14 protein-coding genes and 2 tRNA genes are annotated in these 17,740 nt (G+C 47.1%); 4 read left to right on the top strand and 12 right to left on the bottom strand.

The genetic code is table 11. From position 1 onward, the window contains the following. Positions 1 to 181 precede the first annotated feature (181 nt). The 6 genes from G7Y39_RS10360 to G7Y39_RS10335 form a co-directional block, all read right to left on the bottom strand. Positions 182 to 1,165 carry a TlpA disulfide reductase family protein gene (locus G7Y39_RS10360; protein WP_165157404.1) on the bottom strand — a complete coding sequence of 328 codons (984 nt, stop codon included), beginning with the start codon at positions 1,163 to 1,165 and terminating at the stop codon, positions 182 to 184. Positions 1,166 to 1,185: 20 nt separating this feature from the next. Next, positions 1,186 to 1,962, bottom strand: a complete 777-nt coding sequence (locus G7Y39_RS10355) for an EFR1 family ferrodoxin (protein WP_165157403.1) — start codon at positions 1,960 to 1,962, stop codon at positions 1,186 to 1,188. 119 nt (positions 1,963 to 2,081) lie between these two features. Then, positions 2,082 to 3,356 carry a TolC family protein gene (locus tag G7Y39_RS10350; protein ID WP_165157402.1) on the bottom strand — a complete coding sequence of 425 codons (1,275 nt, stop codon included), beginning with the start codon at positions 3,354 to 3,356 and terminating at the stop codon, positions 2,082 to 2,084. A gap of 29 nt (positions 3,357 to 3,385) precedes the next feature. Further along, complete coding sequence (locus G7Y39_RS10345) at positions 3,386 to 6,499, bottom strand: efflux RND transporter permease subunit (RefSeq protein ID WP_165157401.1); 3,114 nt, start codon at positions 6,497 to 6,499, stop codon at positions 3,386 to 3,388. A gap of 6 nt (positions 6,500 to 6,505) precedes the next feature. Further along, positions 6,506 to 7,615 carry an efflux RND transporter periplasmic adaptor subunit gene (locus tag G7Y39_RS10340; RefSeq protein WP_165157400.1) on the bottom strand — a complete coding sequence of 370 codons (1,110 nt, stop codon included), beginning with the start codon at positions 7,613 to 7,615 and terminating at the stop codon, positions 6,506 to 6,508. 56 nt (positions 7,616 to 7,671) lie between these two features. Continuing rightward, positions 7,672 to 8,022, bottom strand: a complete 351-nt coding sequence (locus G7Y39_RS10335) for a hypothetical protein (protein ID WP_165157399.1) — start codon at positions 8,020 to 8,022, stop codon at positions 7,672 to 7,674. Positions 8,023 to 8,191: 169 nt separating this feature from the next. Between G7Y39_RS10335 and G7Y39_RS10330 the strand changes: the two genes are divergently transcribed. Beyond that, entirely contained in the window at positions 8,192 to 9,739 is a 1,548-nt protein-coding gene (locus tag G7Y39_RS10330) for a M20/M25/M40 family metallo-hydrolase (protein WP_165157398.1), read from the top strand. Between the two features lie 162 nt (positions 9,740 to 9,901). Here G7Y39_RS10330 and G7Y39_RS10325 read toward each other — a convergent pair. The 6 genes from G7Y39_RS10325 to G7Y39_RS10300 form a co-directional block, all read right to left on the bottom strand. After that, positions 9,902 to 9,975: transfer RNA gene (locus G7Y39_RS10325), tRNA-His, on the bottom strand. Between the two features lie 84 nt (positions 9,976 to 10,059). After that, positions 10,060 to 10,138, bottom strand: a tRNA-His gene (locus G7Y39_RS10320). 97 nt (positions 10,139 to 10,235) lie between these two features. Further along, a complete protein-coding gene (gene folD / locus G7Y39_RS10315) occupies positions 10,236 to 11,132 on the bottom strand; it encodes a bifunctional methylenetetrahydrofolate dehydrogenase/methenyltetrahydrofolate cyclohydrolase FolD (protein ID WP_165157397.1) in 897 nt (298 codons plus the stop codon). 18 nt (positions 11,133 to 11,150) lie between these two features. Continuing rightward, a complete protein-coding gene (gene ffh / locus G7Y39_RS10310) occupies positions 11,151 to 12,488 on the bottom strand; it encodes a signal recognition particle protein (protein WP_165157396.1) in 1,338 nt (445 codons plus the stop codon). 102 nt (positions 12,489 to 12,590) lie between these two features. Continuing rightward, positions 12,591 to 14,501 (bottom strand): heavy metal translocating P-type ATPase, encoded by a 1,911-nt coding sequence (locus G7Y39_RS10305; RefSeq protein ID WP_165157395.1) that lies wholly within the window; start codon positions 14,499 to 14,501, stop codon positions 12,591 to 12,593. An 81-nt stretch (positions 14,502 to 14,582) separates the two neighbouring features. Then, positions 14,583 to 15,020 carry a Fur family transcriptional regulator gene (locus G7Y39_RS10300; RefSeq protein WP_165157394.1) on the bottom strand — a complete coding sequence of 146 codons (438 nt, stop codon included), beginning with the start codon at positions 15,018 to 15,020 and terminating at the stop codon, positions 14,583 to 14,585. A gap of 555 nt (positions 15,021 to 15,575) precedes the next feature. On the opposite strand from G7Y39_RS10300, the gene G7Y39_RS10295 reads away from it, so the two are divergent. The 3 genes from G7Y39_RS10295 (at position 15,576) to G7Y39_RS10285 (ending at position 17,581) form a co-directional block, all read left to right on the top strand. Continuing rightward, a complete protein-coding gene (locus G7Y39_RS10295; protein ID WP_165157393.1) occupies positions 15,576 to 15,932 on the top strand; it encodes a LytTR family DNA-binding domain-containing protein in 357 nt (118 codons plus the stop codon). Positions 15,933 to 16,459: 527 nt separating this feature from the next. After that, positions 16,460 to 16,681: a hypothetical protein gene (locus tag G7Y39_RS10290; RefSeq protein ID WP_165157392.1), complete on the top strand. Its 222-nt coding sequence runs from the start codon at positions 16,460 to 16,462 to the stop codon at positions 16,679 to 16,681. A 144-nt stretch (positions 16,682 to 16,825) separates the two neighbouring features. Next, positions 16,826 to 17,581 (top strand): phosphatase PAP2 family protein, encoded by a 756-nt coding sequence (locus G7Y39_RS10285; protein ID WP_241159999.1) that lies wholly within the window; start codon positions 16,826 to 16,828, stop codon positions 17,579 to 17,581. The last annotated feature ends 159 nt before the right edge of the window (positions 17,582 to 17,740 follow it).

Raw genomic sequence — 17,740 nt, 5'->3', positions numbered from 1 at the left:
GACCCTCCGCCTTGTAGCGAATGTAAAAGTTTTCAAAATCTTCGTTGCTGTAATACATAATTTATCAAGATTAATGTTACAGCCGCGAATGTAGTCGGTTTTACTCAGGCTGTGCTTGGACGCTTACAATCCATACACTCCTTTTTTTGTGCTACCGCAATGGCCTTACAGTAACGTATCCCTATTTAATCACTTCCTTCAAGGTATTCTGCAAGTCTTCTCCGGTGATATTCTTGGCGATGATCACCCCGTTCGGATCCAATAACACATTTGCCGGAATTCCCCGTACCCCATAAAGAGCGGGGATCTCAGAATCCCAATATTTCAAGTCGGAAACGTGAGTCCAAGTCAGGCGATCGTCCGCGATCGCTTTCCGCCATTTAGCCTTATCCTTGTCCAAGGATATACCTACGATCGTAAAGTTCTTATCCTTATATTCCTGGAAGGCATTTACCACGTTTGGATTTTCCTTGCGACATGGAGGACACCAAGAGGCCCAGAAATCCAATAACACATACTTTCCCCTGAAGTCCGACAGAGACACAGAAACTCCGGCAGTATCCGGCAAAGAGAACCCCGGAGCGACTTGTCCGATCTGGACGTGTTCTAACTGTTTGATAATACCGTCCAAATCCTTCACATAAGGACTATTCGCCAATGTCGGGGAAATCTTCGCACGAGTCGCCTTCAAATCATCCAAAGATAATTGATAGGTAAAATAACGATATAGATAGAACGCAGCGGCCGGAGAATCCGGATACTTCGAAATCAAACTGTCAATATCATACCCTTCCTCAAATACCTTCTCCGCGTTTTCTTGAAAGATATCATTCACCGGTGAATTCTGTACGGTAATAGTCTCCCCTTCATTCCCGATCTTGACATTCATATTCGTGTTCTCCAAGAAAAGTTGAACCGGAGAGTTCATGCTCTCGGTTGCCAAACCGAATAGCAGGGGCTGATCTACCTCACCCTTAAAGGTGAATTTCCCGTCTTTGACCTCTGCCGTATCCACGTCAAAAAACATTTTATTACGGAATGACTTCAAGTAAATTGTACCGTCGGGCACATTCTCTACCTCCCCATTAATAACATATCCATTTGAAACTTCTTGGCAACCAACCATCAAAAGGCCGGCAAGCGCCATCATACAAAATTGCTTCATTTCTCTATTCTATTTATTGATTACTTAAACTTAGGGTGATGATAACGTCCCTTTCTCAGGGAGATCTTACCATATTCTATCGCACGCACCGGGCAACGATGAATGCAGGCAACGCACTGAACACAAGTATCAGCCCATTCCGGTTTTCCGTCACCCGACAGGGAAATCGTACCGGTCGGACAGACCTTCGCACAGATACCGCAAGAGATACAGGTATCCGTAGCATAAAACCGGTTGCTACCTATCGCGAAGTGAGTGAATAATGGATAGACCATATAGCTCTTCAAAAGAGGGACACTTCCCGCATAATACAAAGAGGGATTTTTCTTCTGCCGGATCGCCGCTACGATCTCGTCTACACGTTCCGGCGCTTTTTGCAGTTTCTCAGTCTCTACCTCCTTACTATCCACGTCGAAGCCGGGCATTAAGATGTAATTGTTCGGCATTTGTATAGAGAATCCTCCAGTTAAGGTAATTCCCCTTCTCGCCAAGGAGTTCCACATAATCCGATCCGTATATCCACAATCATCTCCACAAGTACAGACGAAATAGACCTCTTGCCCTTTATATCCAGACAGGATCAACCGGGAAATAAAACGGGGCACCAATACAGCCGGTCCCCAAGAATGGACAGGGAACACGAAAAACACCTTCTCCCTCTCCCCTAATGGATAAGCATACTCATCCCTACCCCCATTCAACGCATCGGCAATGGAAACCAACGGCTCATCGAAAGTCGTTCCTAACACTTCCGCAACCCAACGAGAGTTTCCTGTTCCTGTAAAGTAGAATATCATATGCACTCATTTTTTAGACGCAAAAATACATAATATCCAGACACCATCAATAGAAGAATTAGAATCTGTGATAGCCGAATCTGAAGTTTTCAAATAAAACTCACACTCTTAGGAGATGATCAAATCTCAATATCCCAAATTCCTGCCGAACGTTCTAATTCGACCAAGGCTGAGCTGTAATTAAACAGCGTCTCAATATACTGAGCTTGTACCTCATCGTAAGTACGCTGGGCGTCCAAGACTTCCAGCAAAGAGACTTCCCCCCTATTATAGCTGTAAATCTTGCCATCCATCACATCACGGGCTTGTCTTAAAAGCCCATTCTCATAATGATTAACTTGCTTGGTGAAAGATTGATAATTACGATATGCCTGCATCACTTCCGTCTGCACTTGCAAAAGAGCCTGCTTATATTGCGTTTCCGCTTGTTGCTCCCGATAACGAGCAGCACGAACCGTTCCCTTATTGAAATTAGAGAACTTCAAAGGGACAGCGATACCAGCCGTCACTCCGGTAAAAGGAGGTGCTGGGGCTTCCTCATTATAAACCCGGGCATTACGGCTTACGGCGACAGACAAATCCACATCCGTATTCCGCTCCCGGCGAGCTGCTTTCAAGGCCCTCGCAGCCACTTCCTTATTTTTTAAGGCGGCTACCAAATCCGTACGCCCCTGGCTTGCCGCCGAGATTAAGTCAGCGAGGACAAAATCTCGAGGCTCCGTACGTAACTCGGCCTTTGGGTGAAATAACGTATCCGTACTGAAAGTCCCCGTCAAGAAATTTAAGTTCGAGAAAGCATTCTTTAATTCCGCTCCGGCTTGCAGCAACTCGTTCCGCAAGATTCCGGCCTCTACCCGGCTTTGCGTAGCGTCCACCTCACGAATTTGGCCTAATGAGAAACGGATACTGTCGCTCTCCGCCAATGTCCGGATATTCTCATAGGCATTCTCCTTTACCTTATACAACTCATATTGCTTCAAGGCTTCCATATAAGCGATCGTAGCGTCTGCGCGAAGGTTCCGGAAATAATCGGCCAACAAAGCCTCAGCCAACTCACTCTCGCTACGTGCCAATGAGATGTTCGCACCCCGTTTCCCAAAAGAGAAAGTTTTGCTCAGTTCCACCTCAACTCCTTCTCCCATCTGCAAGGAATTATTCTCATTATTGAAATAAGACACGGAAAGATTCGGATCGTTAAATACCTTCGCCGCCGTTATCCCGGCTTTAGCGACCGGTACATTCAATTTCTCCGACGCGTACTCAAGGTTACCTTCCGTCACCCTCTCCATATATTGCCGATACGTAAGCGGAACCATGGTCTGGGCATTCACGGATAAACATCCGCAGAGTAACGACAGGATTATATATTTCTTCATATCTTCTAATCTAAACATTGTACATCTTTTTTAATTCCACCTCCGGATTAAGCGTGCAGCTCTTTTTCCTCCGACACCGACGTCAAATCCTTCTCCTCATAATGTCTCTCGATCATATAGTATAAAGCGGGAAGTACATAAAGCGTAATAACCGTGGCAAATAAAAGCCCGTAAACGATTACCGTAGCCAAGGGACGCTGCACGTCCGAACCGATACCTGTACTGACAGAGGCAGGAAACAAGCCCAAGACTGCAACCGTAGCCGTCATCAAGATCGGGCGGAAACGGTGCTTGGTTCCCGTTATCACCGCATCTCTCAAATCCCGTTCCCTTGTACGCAAGTTATTGATATGGGAAATCATAATCACGCCATTTTGGATAGCGACACCGACCAAAGCAATAAAACCAACCGCCGAGGAAACATTCAACGTCATTCCCCGGACATTCAACGCCAACATACCACCAAACAAGGCCAAGGGAACGACACTCATCATCAAAGCCGCCTGCCGGAATTTACCGCAAGCCGCAAACAACAGAAGTAGCATCAGTCCCAACGCCAAAGGAACCACAGCCCCCAAACGGGCATACGCACGATGCTGGTTCTCAAACTGTCCGGCCCATTTCAAATGCACGGAATCATGATCGTATTTCACCTTTTTATCAATCAACGCATTCGCTCTATTCAAGAACGCCGTCAAGTCCACGCCACGTAAATTGACCCGTACCGTCAAGTGCCGTTTATTCATCTCACGGGTAATCATACTGGCACCCGTTGTCATCTTAATCTCCGCTACTTGCGAAAGAGGAATCTTCGTTCCAGAACCGGTAGTCAGCAATAGATTACCGATACGTTCGGGAGAATTGCGGCTAGCGTCATCGAAACGGCAAATCACGTCGTAACTTTTACTTCCGACAAATATCTGGGAGATAGAAGCTCCACCGATCGCTAACTCAATCAAATCAGCCACATCCGACACGTTCAAGCCATACTGGGCGATACGGGCACGATCTGCGATAATCTGCAATTGCGGCAACGGAGGCTCTTGATCTACCGCCACATCGGCAGCACCCGGTATTTCCTTCAACACATTAGCGACTTGATCCGCTATATGGCGACTTTCCGTAATATCATCGCTATAGATCTTCAACGCCAAATCACTGTGAGCCCCGGCGATCTGATCCATCACCATATCAATGATCGGCTGGGAGAAACCGACCGAATAGCCGGGCATGGTCTCCAACTTAGCCGCCATCTCCTCGATCAAATCCGCTTTCGTCTTGCCGAACTTCCACGTACGATAGGGCTTCAATCCCACACCACACTCCACATGGGAGAGCGAGAACGCTTCTGCCCCCTCATCATCGCGGCCTACTTGAGTCATTACATACGAGACTTCCTCAAACTCTTTCAAAGTCTTCCGAAGCTCCGCCCCCATCTCCTTCGATTTCTCGATGGAAATACCCGGAGGAAGCTGCACCTGTATCCAGATCGATCCCTCATCCAACGGGGGCAAAAAGTCTTTTCCTACGGTATAACTCAGACCCCCCGCACCCAGCAATATCGCCAATAACGGTACAATAACCCGTCTTGGCTTCTCTATCAACCGGACAATTTGCGAATGATAAGCCGCGGAAAGCTTCTCCAACCAACGATTATGATAACTCTTTCCCGGCTTACGATACGCATAGAAAGCCAATCCCGGAATCAAGAATAAAGCCACGCACAAAGCGCCCAGTAAGGCATACCCTACAGTATAAGCCATTGGCGTAAACAATTTCTTCTCAATATGCTCAAAAGCGAACAAAGGAAGATAGGCGGTTATAATAATCAATGTAGAGAAAAAGATCGGGCGAGCCACCTCTGTCGTACGGCGCAAGATCGAATCCTCCGTCAACACCTCATCCGGATGCCGTTCCCTTTTCTTCAAGACCGTCTCCATCATCACGATCGCTCCGTCTACCAAAATACCGAAGTCTATAGCACCCAAGGAAAGTAGGTTCGCAGGGATATTCGTAACATGCATCAAGATAAAGGCAATCAATAGAGACAAGGGAATAGTTAAAGCCACCAACAAAGCGCCACGCCAACTCCCCAAGAATAAGATCAATACTAAGACGACCAGTACCATGCCCTCGAACAGGGTATGCGATACCGTATGCAAAGTCGTATTAACCAAATCCGTACGATCCATAAACGGATGGATACGGGTCCCCTCGGGAAGTGTCTCGTTATTTAGTTCTTCTACCGCCTTATGCACATCCTCCAACACCCGGGACGGATTCTCCCCCCTGAGCATTTGCACGATACCTTCCACGCCATCGGAATAATCACGGGTATCGTCCGTAAAACCTAAAACCCCCTTACGCTCCAAGTTCCCGTATTTCAGTTTACCGATGTCATTTAAGTAGACCGGGACAGCGTTCACGGTCTTGATCACGATATGCCCCAAGTCTTCCAAGTCCTTAACCAGACCGATTCCACGGATCACATAACTCAAATCTCCCCGGCTTAACATGCTACCACCGGCGTTCACGTTGTTCTTCTCTATCTTTTCCGTAATATCCCCTAAGGTAATGTCGTATTGCTCCATCTTATAAGGGTTCACCTCGATCTGATATTGGGTAGTGATACCGCCGTAATTACTTACGTCCGCCACACCCGTAACCTGTTTCAGTCTCGGAATAATTACCCATTTATGCAAATCGGTCAACTCCCTCAAGTCCAAACAGTCACTTTCCACCACATAACGAAAGATCTCTCCCGTCGGCGAAGTCAAGGGATTTAAGCCGGGAACCGCGTTATAAGGAAGCTCCACGTCTACCAACCGTTCTTGTACACGTTGGCGGGCCCAATAATCCTCAATACCATCATCAAAAACCAATACGACCGTAGACAAACCGAACGTATTCTTGCTACGCATTACATTTAATCCCGGCAAACCATTCATAGCCCGCTCGATCGGAATACTGATTTGTTGCTCGATCTCCTCGGCTGCCAATCCGGGAACCTGCGTCACGACTTGCACAGTGGTATCGGCGATATCCGGATAAGCATCTATCGCCAACCGCGTCCAAGAATAATAACCAACGATCGCCAAGAACAGGAATAAGACGAACATCAATCCTCGCCGATGTATCGCCAGATAAATAATCTTTTTCATAATTCGTTAGCGGACGTCAAGTAAATAAAACGCTCCCGTAGCTACGATCTCGTCACCCACGCTCAAGCCAGACAAAACCATCGTCTTGCCATCTTCGGTAAGGCCGGTCTCGATCTTTTGCTTCCGGTAATCGTTGTTCCCCAATTCCACCAATACGTACATATTCTCCTCTTCCTGCAAAATGGCAGAAGTCGGTATACGGATCACCTCCGCCTCACGATCGCTCAGCTTGACGGTGCCATACATTTCCGGTTTCATCAAACGGGTACTGTTATCGCACTCGATCAAGACCTCCACCGAACGGGTATCGGGATCCAGCATCTCGCTGATGTGATAAATCTTTCCCGATATCGGTTTATCCGGCATAGCGACCAAACGGATTTCCACCTCATCCAACGCTTGTATTAAACTCAAATCCTTCTCTTTTACATGGGCGACCACCCATACCTTGCTCAAATCGGCGATGACAGCCACAGGCTCGGCGTCCTCTTTCATATATTGCCCGATTACGATCCGATCCTTCACAACCTCCCCGGCTATAGGCGAGCGAACGATCAATGGTTGCCCCAAAGCCATTTCATCCGGATTAATCTGGAAGACTTTCAAAGCGGCGACCATATTTTCATAATCTTTTTTCTTTAACTCGTAATTCACCTCGGCTTCTTCCAATTCCTTTTGGACACCGACCTTATTTTTCATCAAGTCTTTCTCCCGATTCAAACTTTTCAAAGCCAGTTCCATTTCTTGGCGAGCTTGGTAATAAGATTTCCCCGTCTCATAAACAGCGGGGGCGCTAATCTCGAAGATCGGACTGCCCGGGGCCACTTTCTGCCCTAAGCGAACGAACGATTTCATAATTCGCCCACTTACCGGTGAAGCCACCTCCGCATAATTTGAGGGAATCGCTTGTATGACTCCCGAGGTGGTAAACTCCATACGGTAAGGTTCCTGTTTAACCGTTTCCTTTGTCAACTTGGATAAAACAGGAGATTCGGCACCGATATGTATAATATCCCCTTTGAGTGTTACGGCATGCGCAGACTCATCCTCTTGCTTTTGGGTATGGCAAGAGCATAATACTATTGCCGGAAGCAATAGCAAAAATATAGATTTCATATAAAACGCGTAAAATATTTAGTATAAAAAGTGATTCTAATTACTTGATCCATATTTTATACTAAACAAGGGGGAGCACGTAATCTGGCACACCGGAGAAGGCGTAATGTTATTTCTTCTCCGGGTCTGGAAAGCCCCCTCAACAAAAGCACCCAAGCCATAGCCATCGACAAGTATGGTATCCATTCCATGCATAACCCTGTCAGTTCCTCGATCGTATTAAAAGCGACCAGACTATGATCATGATGGGGCAAGCCATCGGTACCCGGCAGATAAGGGTGAGAGTGAGTGATACTGTATGTCAGGAAATGGTGCGTATGGATAAAGACCGTGCCACCCACGTAGTAACTCATGAAGAGTACCACCCAAAGAGGCCTTAACCATTGTAAGCTACGCAGTGTTTTCATTCGCCAATCCTGTTTAGGCCGCGAAGTTACATAAAAGAATGACATTAAGCTTCACACATCCCGTACTTAAATTATAACCTTTAAAAGAAATTCCGACTTAAACAGATAAATTATTTGGTGTAATCCGATTTTATCTTTTTATTTGCAGTACTGAAATAAATGCTACTTTATGAAAAAGATTTTACTCGTTTGTGCGGCTCTAGCCTGCATGACGACTTCTCCTGTACCAGCGCAGGATGCGGCCGTAAAGAAAATTATCGAGATGGGTCAGAATGACAACCAAGTGATGCATCAGCTGGATATCCTGACAAACCGTTTTGGTGGACGATTGATTGGTTCCGACGCTTATGAGAACGCTGCCGAGTGGATGGTGCGCGAATTTAAAAGTTGGGGACTTGATGTCCAATTAGAAGAGGCCGGTACCGTCCCTGTCGGTTTCAATCGAGGGCCTTGGTTCGGACGCTTGTTGGGTGACAACGGAATGATCCTGCATTTCGCCACCCCTTCTTACACCTCCGGGACGAAAGGCGTGCAACGCGGACATGTGGTGATGGAGCCTCATAACGACATGGAATTCCAGAAAATCAAAGGAAAATTGAACGGGGCCTGGGTTCTTATCTCAGGGAAAAACACGGGTTGGCCGATTGACCGTTCTGCCTCGGGAGATTCCATTCGTGCGGAGATCAAGAAAGAGAACAACGAGATCATGAAGAAAAACAATGATCTCAGACGCCGCAACAGGGAAAACGGGGAGAAAAACGAGATATTACCTTACAAAGAATTCCCCGGTTTGTATTATAAGGAGATGTGCGAGGCCGGAGCTTTAGGTTTTATCCAATCCTCTGCCGTGCCTATCCGTGCGCTATACGACCGGAAAATGATGAACGATCCGAATACGAACTTCGATAATCTGCCGGAACTTCCGGATATCAAGTTGGACGAGCATCAATTCGCTATCATCGAACAAATGGTGAAGGAAAGACGTACATTCGAGCTAGAGTTCGACATCCGCAATCATTTTAAATTAGGCCCGGTTAAATACCATAACGTGGTAGCGTCTATTAAAGGTAGCAAATACCCGGACGAATATGTAATTATCAGTGGTCACCTAGATGCTTTCGACGTGGCTACCGGAGGTATCGACTGTGGTACGGGAATCGGCCCGATGATGGAAGCCGCCCGCATGATCGCCAAATCCGGAGCCAAACCTAAGCGCACGATCTTATTTATCGGGTTCGCCGGTGAGGAATTTGGATTATTAGGAGCACAAGCTTGGGTGAAAGCGCATAAGGATAAATTACCCAAAATCGCGAATCTGTTCAACCGTGACGGCGGCACGGAACCTCCTGTCGGTATTTCCGTCCCTCAAGCCATGTATGATGATTTCGTGAAGATCAGCGAACCCATCAAGAAAATCCGTCCGGACTATCCTTTCGAGGTAAAAGTTCGCGAGCCCCGTAAACGCCCGACAAGCATGGGTGGAACAGACGCATCGGTTTTCGCCATCGAAGGTGTCCCTACATTAGGTTTCACCACAGAGGATTTCAAAGGATATGATTTTAATTACGGTGAGATCTGGCATACGGAACGGGATTTATACACAAAGAATATTCCCGAATACCAAGAGCATACGGCCACGGTTACCGCAGTCATAGCCTTAGGTGTAGCGAATTTAGACAAGCAACTGTCGAGAGAAGGCTTGTATATAAATGAATAAAAATAAGGATTTCCTTCATTCCGTCGGTTGCCTTCCGCATGCGCACGTAGCACATACATCATTATATATACGTGTGTGTACGGGGGAGACTTGAAAGAATGGATGAAGGAAACGCCAAAATAAAAAGGGCATCTTTGTCAGATGTCCTTTTTATTTGTACAGGGTGAAAGATGGGGCTCGAACCCACGACCCTCGGAACCACAATCCGATGCTCTAACCAACTGAGCTACTCTCACCATGGAAAAAAACTTCATTCTTCACAGATGCCTTGGTTCACAAAACCTTGCTGACGACACAGAGTCTTTACTAAAAAACAACAATGGGGGTGAAAGATGGGGCTCGAACCCACGACCCTCGGAACCACAATCCGATGCTCTAACCAACTGAGCTACTCTCACCATATCCGCCCTTCAAGGGACCTCCCCTCTAAGACGGCGCAAAGATAGGTATAAATTCCGACTACACAAACCTTTTGCGAACTTTTTTATCTATCCACTTACTTATAGATCGCTCTCTTTCCCGCTAACAACGTATTACGCATCAAAGAAATGATTGTCATAGGCCCTACGCCACCCGGAACCGGAGTGATATAGGAACATTTAGGAGCGACCTCGTTAAACAAGACATCTCCCGTTAACTTAAATCCGCTCTTGGTCTGGCTACTTGGCATACGGGTCGTTCCCACGTCAACGATCACGGCTCCTTTTTTCACCATATCCCCTTTCAAAAATTCAGGGACGCCCAAAGCCACGATAATAATATCGGCAGACAGACACATCTCTTTCAAGTTCTTGGAACGGCTATGACATACGGTCACCGTACAATCACCCGGATAAGATTTCTGCATCATCAAGGTAGCCATCGGCTTACCGACAATATTGCTGCGTCCTAAAACCACGCAATGCTTTCCTTGCGTCTCGATGCGATAACGCTTTAATAATTCCAAGATGCCGGCGGGCGTGGCCGATACGAAACAAGGTAAACCGATAGACATACGTCCCACGTTAATCGGATGGAAGCCATCTACGTCTTTACGATAATCGATCGCCTCGATCACCTTCTGCTCGGATATATGCTTCGGGAGCGGAAGCTGTACGATAAAGCCATCCACATCCGGATCATCATTTAACTCATCGACCTTACGAAGCAACTCTTCCTCCGTAACATCGTCCTCGAAACGAATCAAGGTTGACTTAAAACCAATCTCCTGGCAAGTCTTGACCTTACTAGCCACATAGGTCTCGCTGCCACCGTCATGACCCACCAAAATAGCGGCCAAGTGAGGGATCTTACCTCCGGCAGCCTTGATCCGGGCTACCTCCTCAGCCATCTCCTTCTTCATCTGAGCGGAAACAGCCTTACCATCCAGTAATTGATAATGTTGTTCTTCCATATGATTGTCTCCTGTTAATTAACGTCTGAACGAGGGCTTCATCGAAGGCAGCTTCATCTTGCCCGACTTTGCGGAAGTAAGCATACGCATCATCTTACGGGTCTCATCAAATTGCTTGATCAGCTTGTTGACCTCCTGAATGCTCGTCCCGCTACCTTTGGCGATACGCTGACGGCGAGACCCATTCAAGATAGCCGGGTTGCTACGCTCGTCCGGAGTCATCGAATAAATGATCGCCTCGATACTCTTGAACGCATTATCATCGATATCCACATCTTTCAGGGCCTTGCCTACGCCCGGGATCATGAGTGCCAGCTCTTTCAAGTTACCCATCTTCTTGATCTGTTGGATCTGGGAGATAAAGTCGTTAAAATCGAACTGGTTCTTGGCGATCTTCTTTTGCAAACGTTTCGCCTCTTCCTCGTCATATTGCTCTTGGGCCCGTTCCACCAAGGACACGATATCACCCATGCCCAAGATTCGATCCGCCATACGTTCAGGGTGGAAAATGTCCAAGGCATCCATCTTCTCGCCCGTACCGACAAACTTAATCGGCTTATCGACAACCGTACGGATTGACAAAGCGGCACCACCGCGGGTATCACCATCCAACTTCGTAAGCACGACGCCGTCAAAGTTCAGTCGCTCATTAAATTCCCTCGCGGTATTCACGGCATCCTGCCCCGTCATGGCATCTACCACGAACAAGATCTCATCCGGCCGGATAGCGCTCTTGATAGCGGCGATCTCGTTCATCATCTGCTCGTCGATAGCCAAACGGCCGGCGGTATCCACGATCACGACATCATTACCTTTCGCCCGTGCCTCGCGAATAGCGTTCATAGCGATCTCCACCGGATTCTTATTCTCCAATTCCATGTATACGGGAACACCTACCTGCTCTCCGACTACACGCAACTGCTCGATAGCGGCCGGACGATACACGTCGCAAGCGGCCAATAACGGTTTCTTATTTTTCTTGGTCTTTAATAAAGACGCTAGTTTACCAGTGAAAGTAGTCTTGCCCGAGCCTTGCAAACCAGACATCAATATAATGGCGGGATTTCCCTGCAAATTCACGTCGACCGCCGTGCCACCCATCAAGCTGGCCAACTCGTCGTGAACAATCTTAACCATCAACTGACTCGGCTTAATCGATGTAAGCACGTTCTGTCCTAAAGCCTTCTCTTTTACCGTATCCGTAAAACTCTTGGCAACCTTATAATTGACATCGGCATCCAGCAACGCTTTACGCACATCCTTCAATGTTTCCGCCACATTGATCTCGGTAATCTTGCCTTCGCCCTTCAATAGTTTAAACGATCTGTCTAACCTTTCGCTTAAGTTCTCAAACATAATTCGTATGTATATTTATATTATTTTTCCACTGAATTGAGGGACAAAGGTACGAAAAAGAGATGAGTATGCGATGAAAGCGATCCCGAAATTCTTCATTCCTCAGCGTGTCAGTACACGGACCGAATTAAGAACCGCCAGCAAAGATACGCCTACGTCCGCGAAAACCGCTTCCCAAAGCGTGGCAAAGCCGAAGGATCCCGCCACAAGGACTATCACCTTCACGCCAATAGATCCCACGATATTCTGACGGACGATATTCCGGGTAACACGTCCGATAGAAATGGCCTCCGCTACTTTAGAGGGCTGGTCCGTCTGGATAACCACGTCCGCACTCTCGATGGCCGCATCCGAACCTAGCCCACCCATCGCGATACCGACATCACTTAAAGCCAGTACCGGCGCATCGTTCATCCCATCGCCCACGAAGGCGACCGACTTGTCCGGTTCAGCCGTTAATCGCTCTATATAAGCGGCTTTGTCCTCCGGAAGCAAATTACCATACGCATTATCGACACCCAGATGTTTAGCGAATTGATCCACGATCTCTTGCTTATCCCCAGATAGCATGTGGATATCTTCAACATCCAGATCCTTCAACCGACGAATCGCATCCATGGCATCCTTCCTCAACGTATCCGAAAGGAGAAGATGCCCCGCATATTTTCCATCGATCGCACAAGCCACCACGGTAGATACACTATCGGATAATTCCTTCGGGACAGATATATCACGTTCGGTCAATAAGCGGATGTTACCAACAAGCACCTGCCGACCGTTCACGATAGCTTCGACACCATGCCCTGCCAGTTCCCGCATGTCAGTGATCTCCATAGGCTCTCTATCTTGTTTTTCCGCATAACGAACTACAGCCTGCGCTACCGGATGGGTACTTTTCCGCTCCACAGATAACAAAATACTCAAAAGAGCGGAAACCGGGATACCCGGGCTTTCTACCGTTATGACCTCAAAACGGCCGGTAGTCAATGTACCTGTCTTGTCGAATGCTACCGTATTTACCCGTGTGATCGCATCTAAATAATTACCACCCTTAAATAATATCCCGGCACGAGACGCGGCGCCTATACCACCGAAATATCCGAGCGGAACACTTATAACCAAGGCACAAGGGCAAGAAATAACCAAGAAAACCAATCCCCTATACAACCAATCCGAGAAAACATACTGGAAAGAAGGAGTCACCATCCCCACCAAGGCAGGAACCGACACGATGAGAAACGACAGAAGAATCACGATCGGAGTATAAATCCGTGCGAAACGCCGAATAAACAATTCCGCCGGCGCTTTCCGCTCCGAAGCATCTTTCACTAAAGCCAGAATACGAGCCAAGGCACTTTGCTCGTACGGCCGATTCACTTGTATACGTACCGCCTGACCCTGCACGATCATTCCGGCAAGCACCTCCTCACCCTCACGGATAGAACAAGGCAGGCTTTCACCGGTTAATGCCGAGGTATCAAACTGTGCCTCGGCCTCCAATAAAACGCCGTCCAACGGTACACGTCCGCCGGGCTTCACCCCAATTCGCTCGCCAACTTCCACATCCTTCGGAGACACATTCACATATGTACCTGCCCGCCATACATCCGTTCGTTCAGGGCGGACATCCAATAAGTCACTGATATTCTTCGAGGCTTTATTCACGGCTAGAAGTTGCAATCTCTCTCCTACCGTATAGAAAAGCATCACGGCTACGGCCTCGGGATACTCTCCGATACAAAACGCCCCGACCGAAGCGATCGCCATTAACGCGAACTCACTAAAAAAGTCTTTCCGCGAAGCGGCTTCCCAAGCCTCTCGCATAACGGGAAGTCCTACCGGCAAAAAAGCGACCAGAAACCAAATGGCTTCTATCCAAGACTCAGCGAACCAACTCATCCCCGAGTACTTTCCAACAAGTCCTATCACCAACAAAATGAAAGAAACCATCGGCATCCATAAGCCGGGGCTTCCGTGCGAATGACAATGCTCACATCCACATGCCGTACTCATGATCTTATCTATTTTAACTATTTACTTCTCGATTACGGCACAAAGGTAAGAGACGGGAGTTTGCAACTTGATTGCAAATTATCAGGGTTTCAGGGAGCGTCGCTTATTACACAACGGGCAAACGCCCTTTACCGTATAATTAATGGTATCCATTATATATCCTTCCGGCAATTGGGCGACCGGGATCTTGATATTATTCAAGCAAGAGGTTTTACGGCAGACCTCGCAGAAGAAATGAATATGCCTATCGCCCACCGGGCATGTCTCCGAACGGCTTTGGCATATCTCATATTTTATAGAGCCACTACCGTCTTCAAAAGAATGGATCGCATGATGTTCCAATAATAAGGCCAGTGAACGGGAAATCGTCGATTTATCCAACGTCTCCAGCTCCGCCTCCAATTCGAACAGGGAAGCCGGGCTGGTTCGCTCCGATAAACTTCGCAAGACAAGAATCCGTGCGGCAGTAGGCCGTACTCCTTTTCCTACCAACATATCTTCACATTGCTTCGTGGACATAAGCTACCTTTCTTAAATTGATTACGATACAAAAATACGAACAATTTTCCAATGTGCACGATTCAAAAAAGACGTACGTGTTTTCACGGTGAATAATATGAATAAAGTATTGCTTTAGAGGAAAATGTTTTTTACTTTTGCGATGTTTCCTACGCCGATGCTTGTTCTTGTGAAAGTGGTTGGGTGGGGAACGGACATATATTAAGAAAGACGTTTACTTGACGTTTTGTCTTTGGCTCTTAGGAACTTCGCAAACTCCAAACACACAGCCGAAACAAAGCAACGGTAGGTGTCTGCGGGATATGTTTATATCCTTGGTGTGCCTTACTTAAAAGGCACGTCCGAGTTTTTTACATATCGGCGTGGGCTTCTGCGTTGCTCGTTCAGACTGTGTGGGCAATGCGAAGGCCTCTAAGAGCGGGACGGGTAACAGGTACAGATTCCCGCGCTTTTTCTTTATATATGCGTATTCTTAGTTTAGAATTTCCGGCTCGGGAATCTGTCGGCAAAAATGAACCGCCTGTAAAAGGAGACGTGCGTAGTTGTGTTTAGACCATGGAGATACTATTATTCAACACAAGAGACGAATTGATACGAGTGAATTTGAAATATGTCGTCTATTTTGAAGCGGATGGTAATTATACTCACATTATATTTTCGAATGCGACAAAGGTGACTTTGCCGTATAGTTTGGGGAATATCGAAAAGCTGATTGATGAAAAATCGAAAGGGAAAGCGCGAACTTTTGTCCGCGTCGGGGAACGATACATTGTCAACAGTGTATGTGTTTTTCGGATTAATACATTCAAGCATAAACTGCTTCTTGCCGATTTCGAGACCTCTCATCTGTTTACCCTTTCAGTATCGAAAGAGGCTTTGAAGAGCCTGAAAAGCTTATATATGCAGGAATAAATTATCATGGGAATCATTGTTGGACGTAAAGGGCAACAAGCGGTTGTTTTTGAATCGGACAACTTTTTTGCCCATTAAGCAGACTTTATCTTTGTTTTTACTATGGATAAAGTATTGCTTTAGAGGAAAATGTTTTTTACTTTTGCGATGTTTCCTACGCCGATGCTTATTCTTGTGAAAGCGGTTGGGTGGGGAACGGACATATATTAAGAAAGACGTTTACTTGACGTTTTGTCTTTGGCACGTCAGAACTTCGCAACTTTTGACCATCGCCGAAACAAAGCAACAGTAGGTGTCTGCGGGATATGTTTATATCCTTGGTGTACCTGAACTTGAAGGGTACATCCAAGTTATTGTACATATCGGCGTGGGCTTCTGCGTTGCTCGTTTAGCGATGGTGGGCAATGCGAAGGTCTTGATGTGCGGGACGAGCAACAGGTGCAGATTCCCACGCTTTTCTTGTATATAGCCTTCCTATTTCCAACGATCAACCACCAGAGGGAATCGGGTATCATGAGAAATTAACCATGATCCACATCGGACAGCTTATCGAGCGCACGCTCCACGACCAAGGACGATCAGTTACTTGGTTCGCCACGCAATTGTGCTGTACCCGACCGAACGTATATAAGATATTCAACAAGGAAAGCATTGACACTTACTTACTTTGGCGAATTTCTTGCATCTTGCGGCACAATTTCTTCCGCGACCTCTCCGAAGCTGTCAAGACAGATCTGACATCTTACTGACACGGATAGTGTATCCATATAGGATACAATTGTATAAATCATTTGGAACCACCTGTTTAACCGTTCACACCTATACTTACTCCTATATTCGCGTCGCAAAATAGATTAACGGCAACATCTTAATATCGAATAATGCGAACTAGTATGCTCGGGTTCCTTCTTCTTTTCATTCCGAATCTTTTCTGGGCGGAAGGGAGAGAAGCCATGGACAGCCTTACTTATTCCTGCGAAGACAGGACTACACGGTTCAATGTAAAGCAACTCATACTTCCGGGCTCCTTAATAGCGGTTGGATCATGGGGAGTAAGCAATGGCTTTTTACGGTCTGTCGACCATTCCGTGCGAGAAGGCATGACCAACCTCCGGGGAGACCACTACTTCCATGCCGACGATTACGTCCAATACCTGCCGGTCATCTCATACGTAGGGTTAGGATTAGTGGGCGTGAAAACCAAACACACGTTCAAGGAGCGGCTGGTCGTCACAGCCACCTCTTATTTGACGATGGGCATATTGGTGAACGGGACGAAGTACTTTGTCGATGAGAAACGACCCGATTCCCCAGCCCAAAACTCTTTCCCATCGGGACACACCGCCACGGCTTTCATGGGGGCGGAATTGGTACGGTCGGAATATGGGATCGGATACGGAATCGGTGCCTATTTGATAGCCGGAGGCGTAGCTTTTCTACGGCTTTACAACGATCGGCATTGGTTGAACGATGTGATAGCGGGAGCGGGATTCGGCATATTGAGCGCACGTATCGGCTACTGGCTATTACCGGTCAACCGAAAGCTATTCCGATTAGACAGGAAAAAGAGTTCCACTATCATTGTGACCTCGCCGTTCTATCAACCGGATAACCATGCGTTCGGGGCGGTCTTGGCCATACGTTTTTAGTGGTCAATCGGTCAACAACAAAAAATAGTGGTGTATCTGAAACAGGGAAAGACCTTCCAGTGCACCCGTCACCCTGCCTGCACGGACGGTTTGACATTTTGACATTTTGTAAACGGAAGCCCCGGAGAATCGATTCTTCCGGGCCCAAGGACAAGGCCT

This window comes from Parabacteroides sp. ZJ-118, from assembly GCF_011038785.1.
Lineage (GTDB): Bacteria > Bacteroidota > Bacteroidia > Bacteroidales > Tannerellaceae > Parabacteroides.
This window is presented reverse-complemented; position numbering and strand designations above follow the sequence as displayed.

Coding starts and splice junctions, on each gene's coding strand:
- ffh (WP_165157396.1), bottom strand. CDS start 12,488: ATGTTTGAGAACTTAAGCGAAAGGTTAGACAGATCGTTTAAACTATTG.
- G7Y39_RS10330 (WP_165157398.1), top strand. CDS start 8,192: ATGAAAAAGATTTTACTCGTTTGTGCGGCTCTAGCCTGCATGACGACT.
- G7Y39_RS10290 (WP_165157392.1), top strand. CDS start 16,460: ATGATCCACATCGGACAGCTTATCGAGCGCACGCTCCACGACCAAGGA.
- G7Y39_RS10300 (WP_165157394.1), bottom strand. CDS start 15,020: ATGTCCACGAAGCAATGTGAAGATATGTTGGTAGGAAAAGGAGTACGG.
- G7Y39_RS10350 (WP_165157402.1), bottom strand. CDS start 3,356: ATGTTTAGATTAGAAGATATGAAGAAATATATAATCCTGTCGTTACTC.
- G7Y39_RS10295 (WP_165157393.1), top strand. CDS start 15,576: ATGGAGATACTATTATTCAACACAAGAGACGAATTGATACGAGTGAAT.
- folD (WP_165157397.1), bottom strand. CDS start 11,132: ATGGAAGAACAACATTATCAATTACTGGATGGTAAGGCTGTTTCCGCT.
- G7Y39_RS10305 (WP_165157395.1), bottom strand. CDS start 14,501: ATGAGTACGGCATGTGGATGTGAGCATTGTCATTCGCACGGAAGCCCC.
- G7Y39_RS10355 (WP_165157403.1), bottom strand. CDS start 1,962: ATGATATTCTACTTTACAGGAACAGGAAACTCTCGTTGGGTTGCGGAA.
- G7Y39_RS10285 (WP_241159999.1), top strand. CDS start 16,826: ATGCTCGGGTTCCTTCTTCTTTTCATTCCGAATCTTTTCTGGGCGGAA.
- G7Y39_RS10360 (WP_165157404.1), bottom strand. CDS start 1,165: ATGAAGCAATTTTGTATGATGGCGCTTGCCGGCCTTTTGATGGTTGGT.
- G7Y39_RS10345 (WP_165157401.1), bottom strand. CDS start 6,499: ATGAAAAAGATTATTTATCTGGCGATACATCGGCGAGGATTGATGTTC.
- G7Y39_RS10340 (WP_165157400.1), bottom strand. CDS start 7,615: ATGAAATCTATATTTTTGCTATTGCTTCCGGCAATAGTATTATGCTCT.
- G7Y39_RS10335 (WP_165157399.1), bottom strand. CDS start 8,022: ATGAAAACACTGCGTAGCTTACAATGGTTAAGGCCTCTTTGGGTGGTA.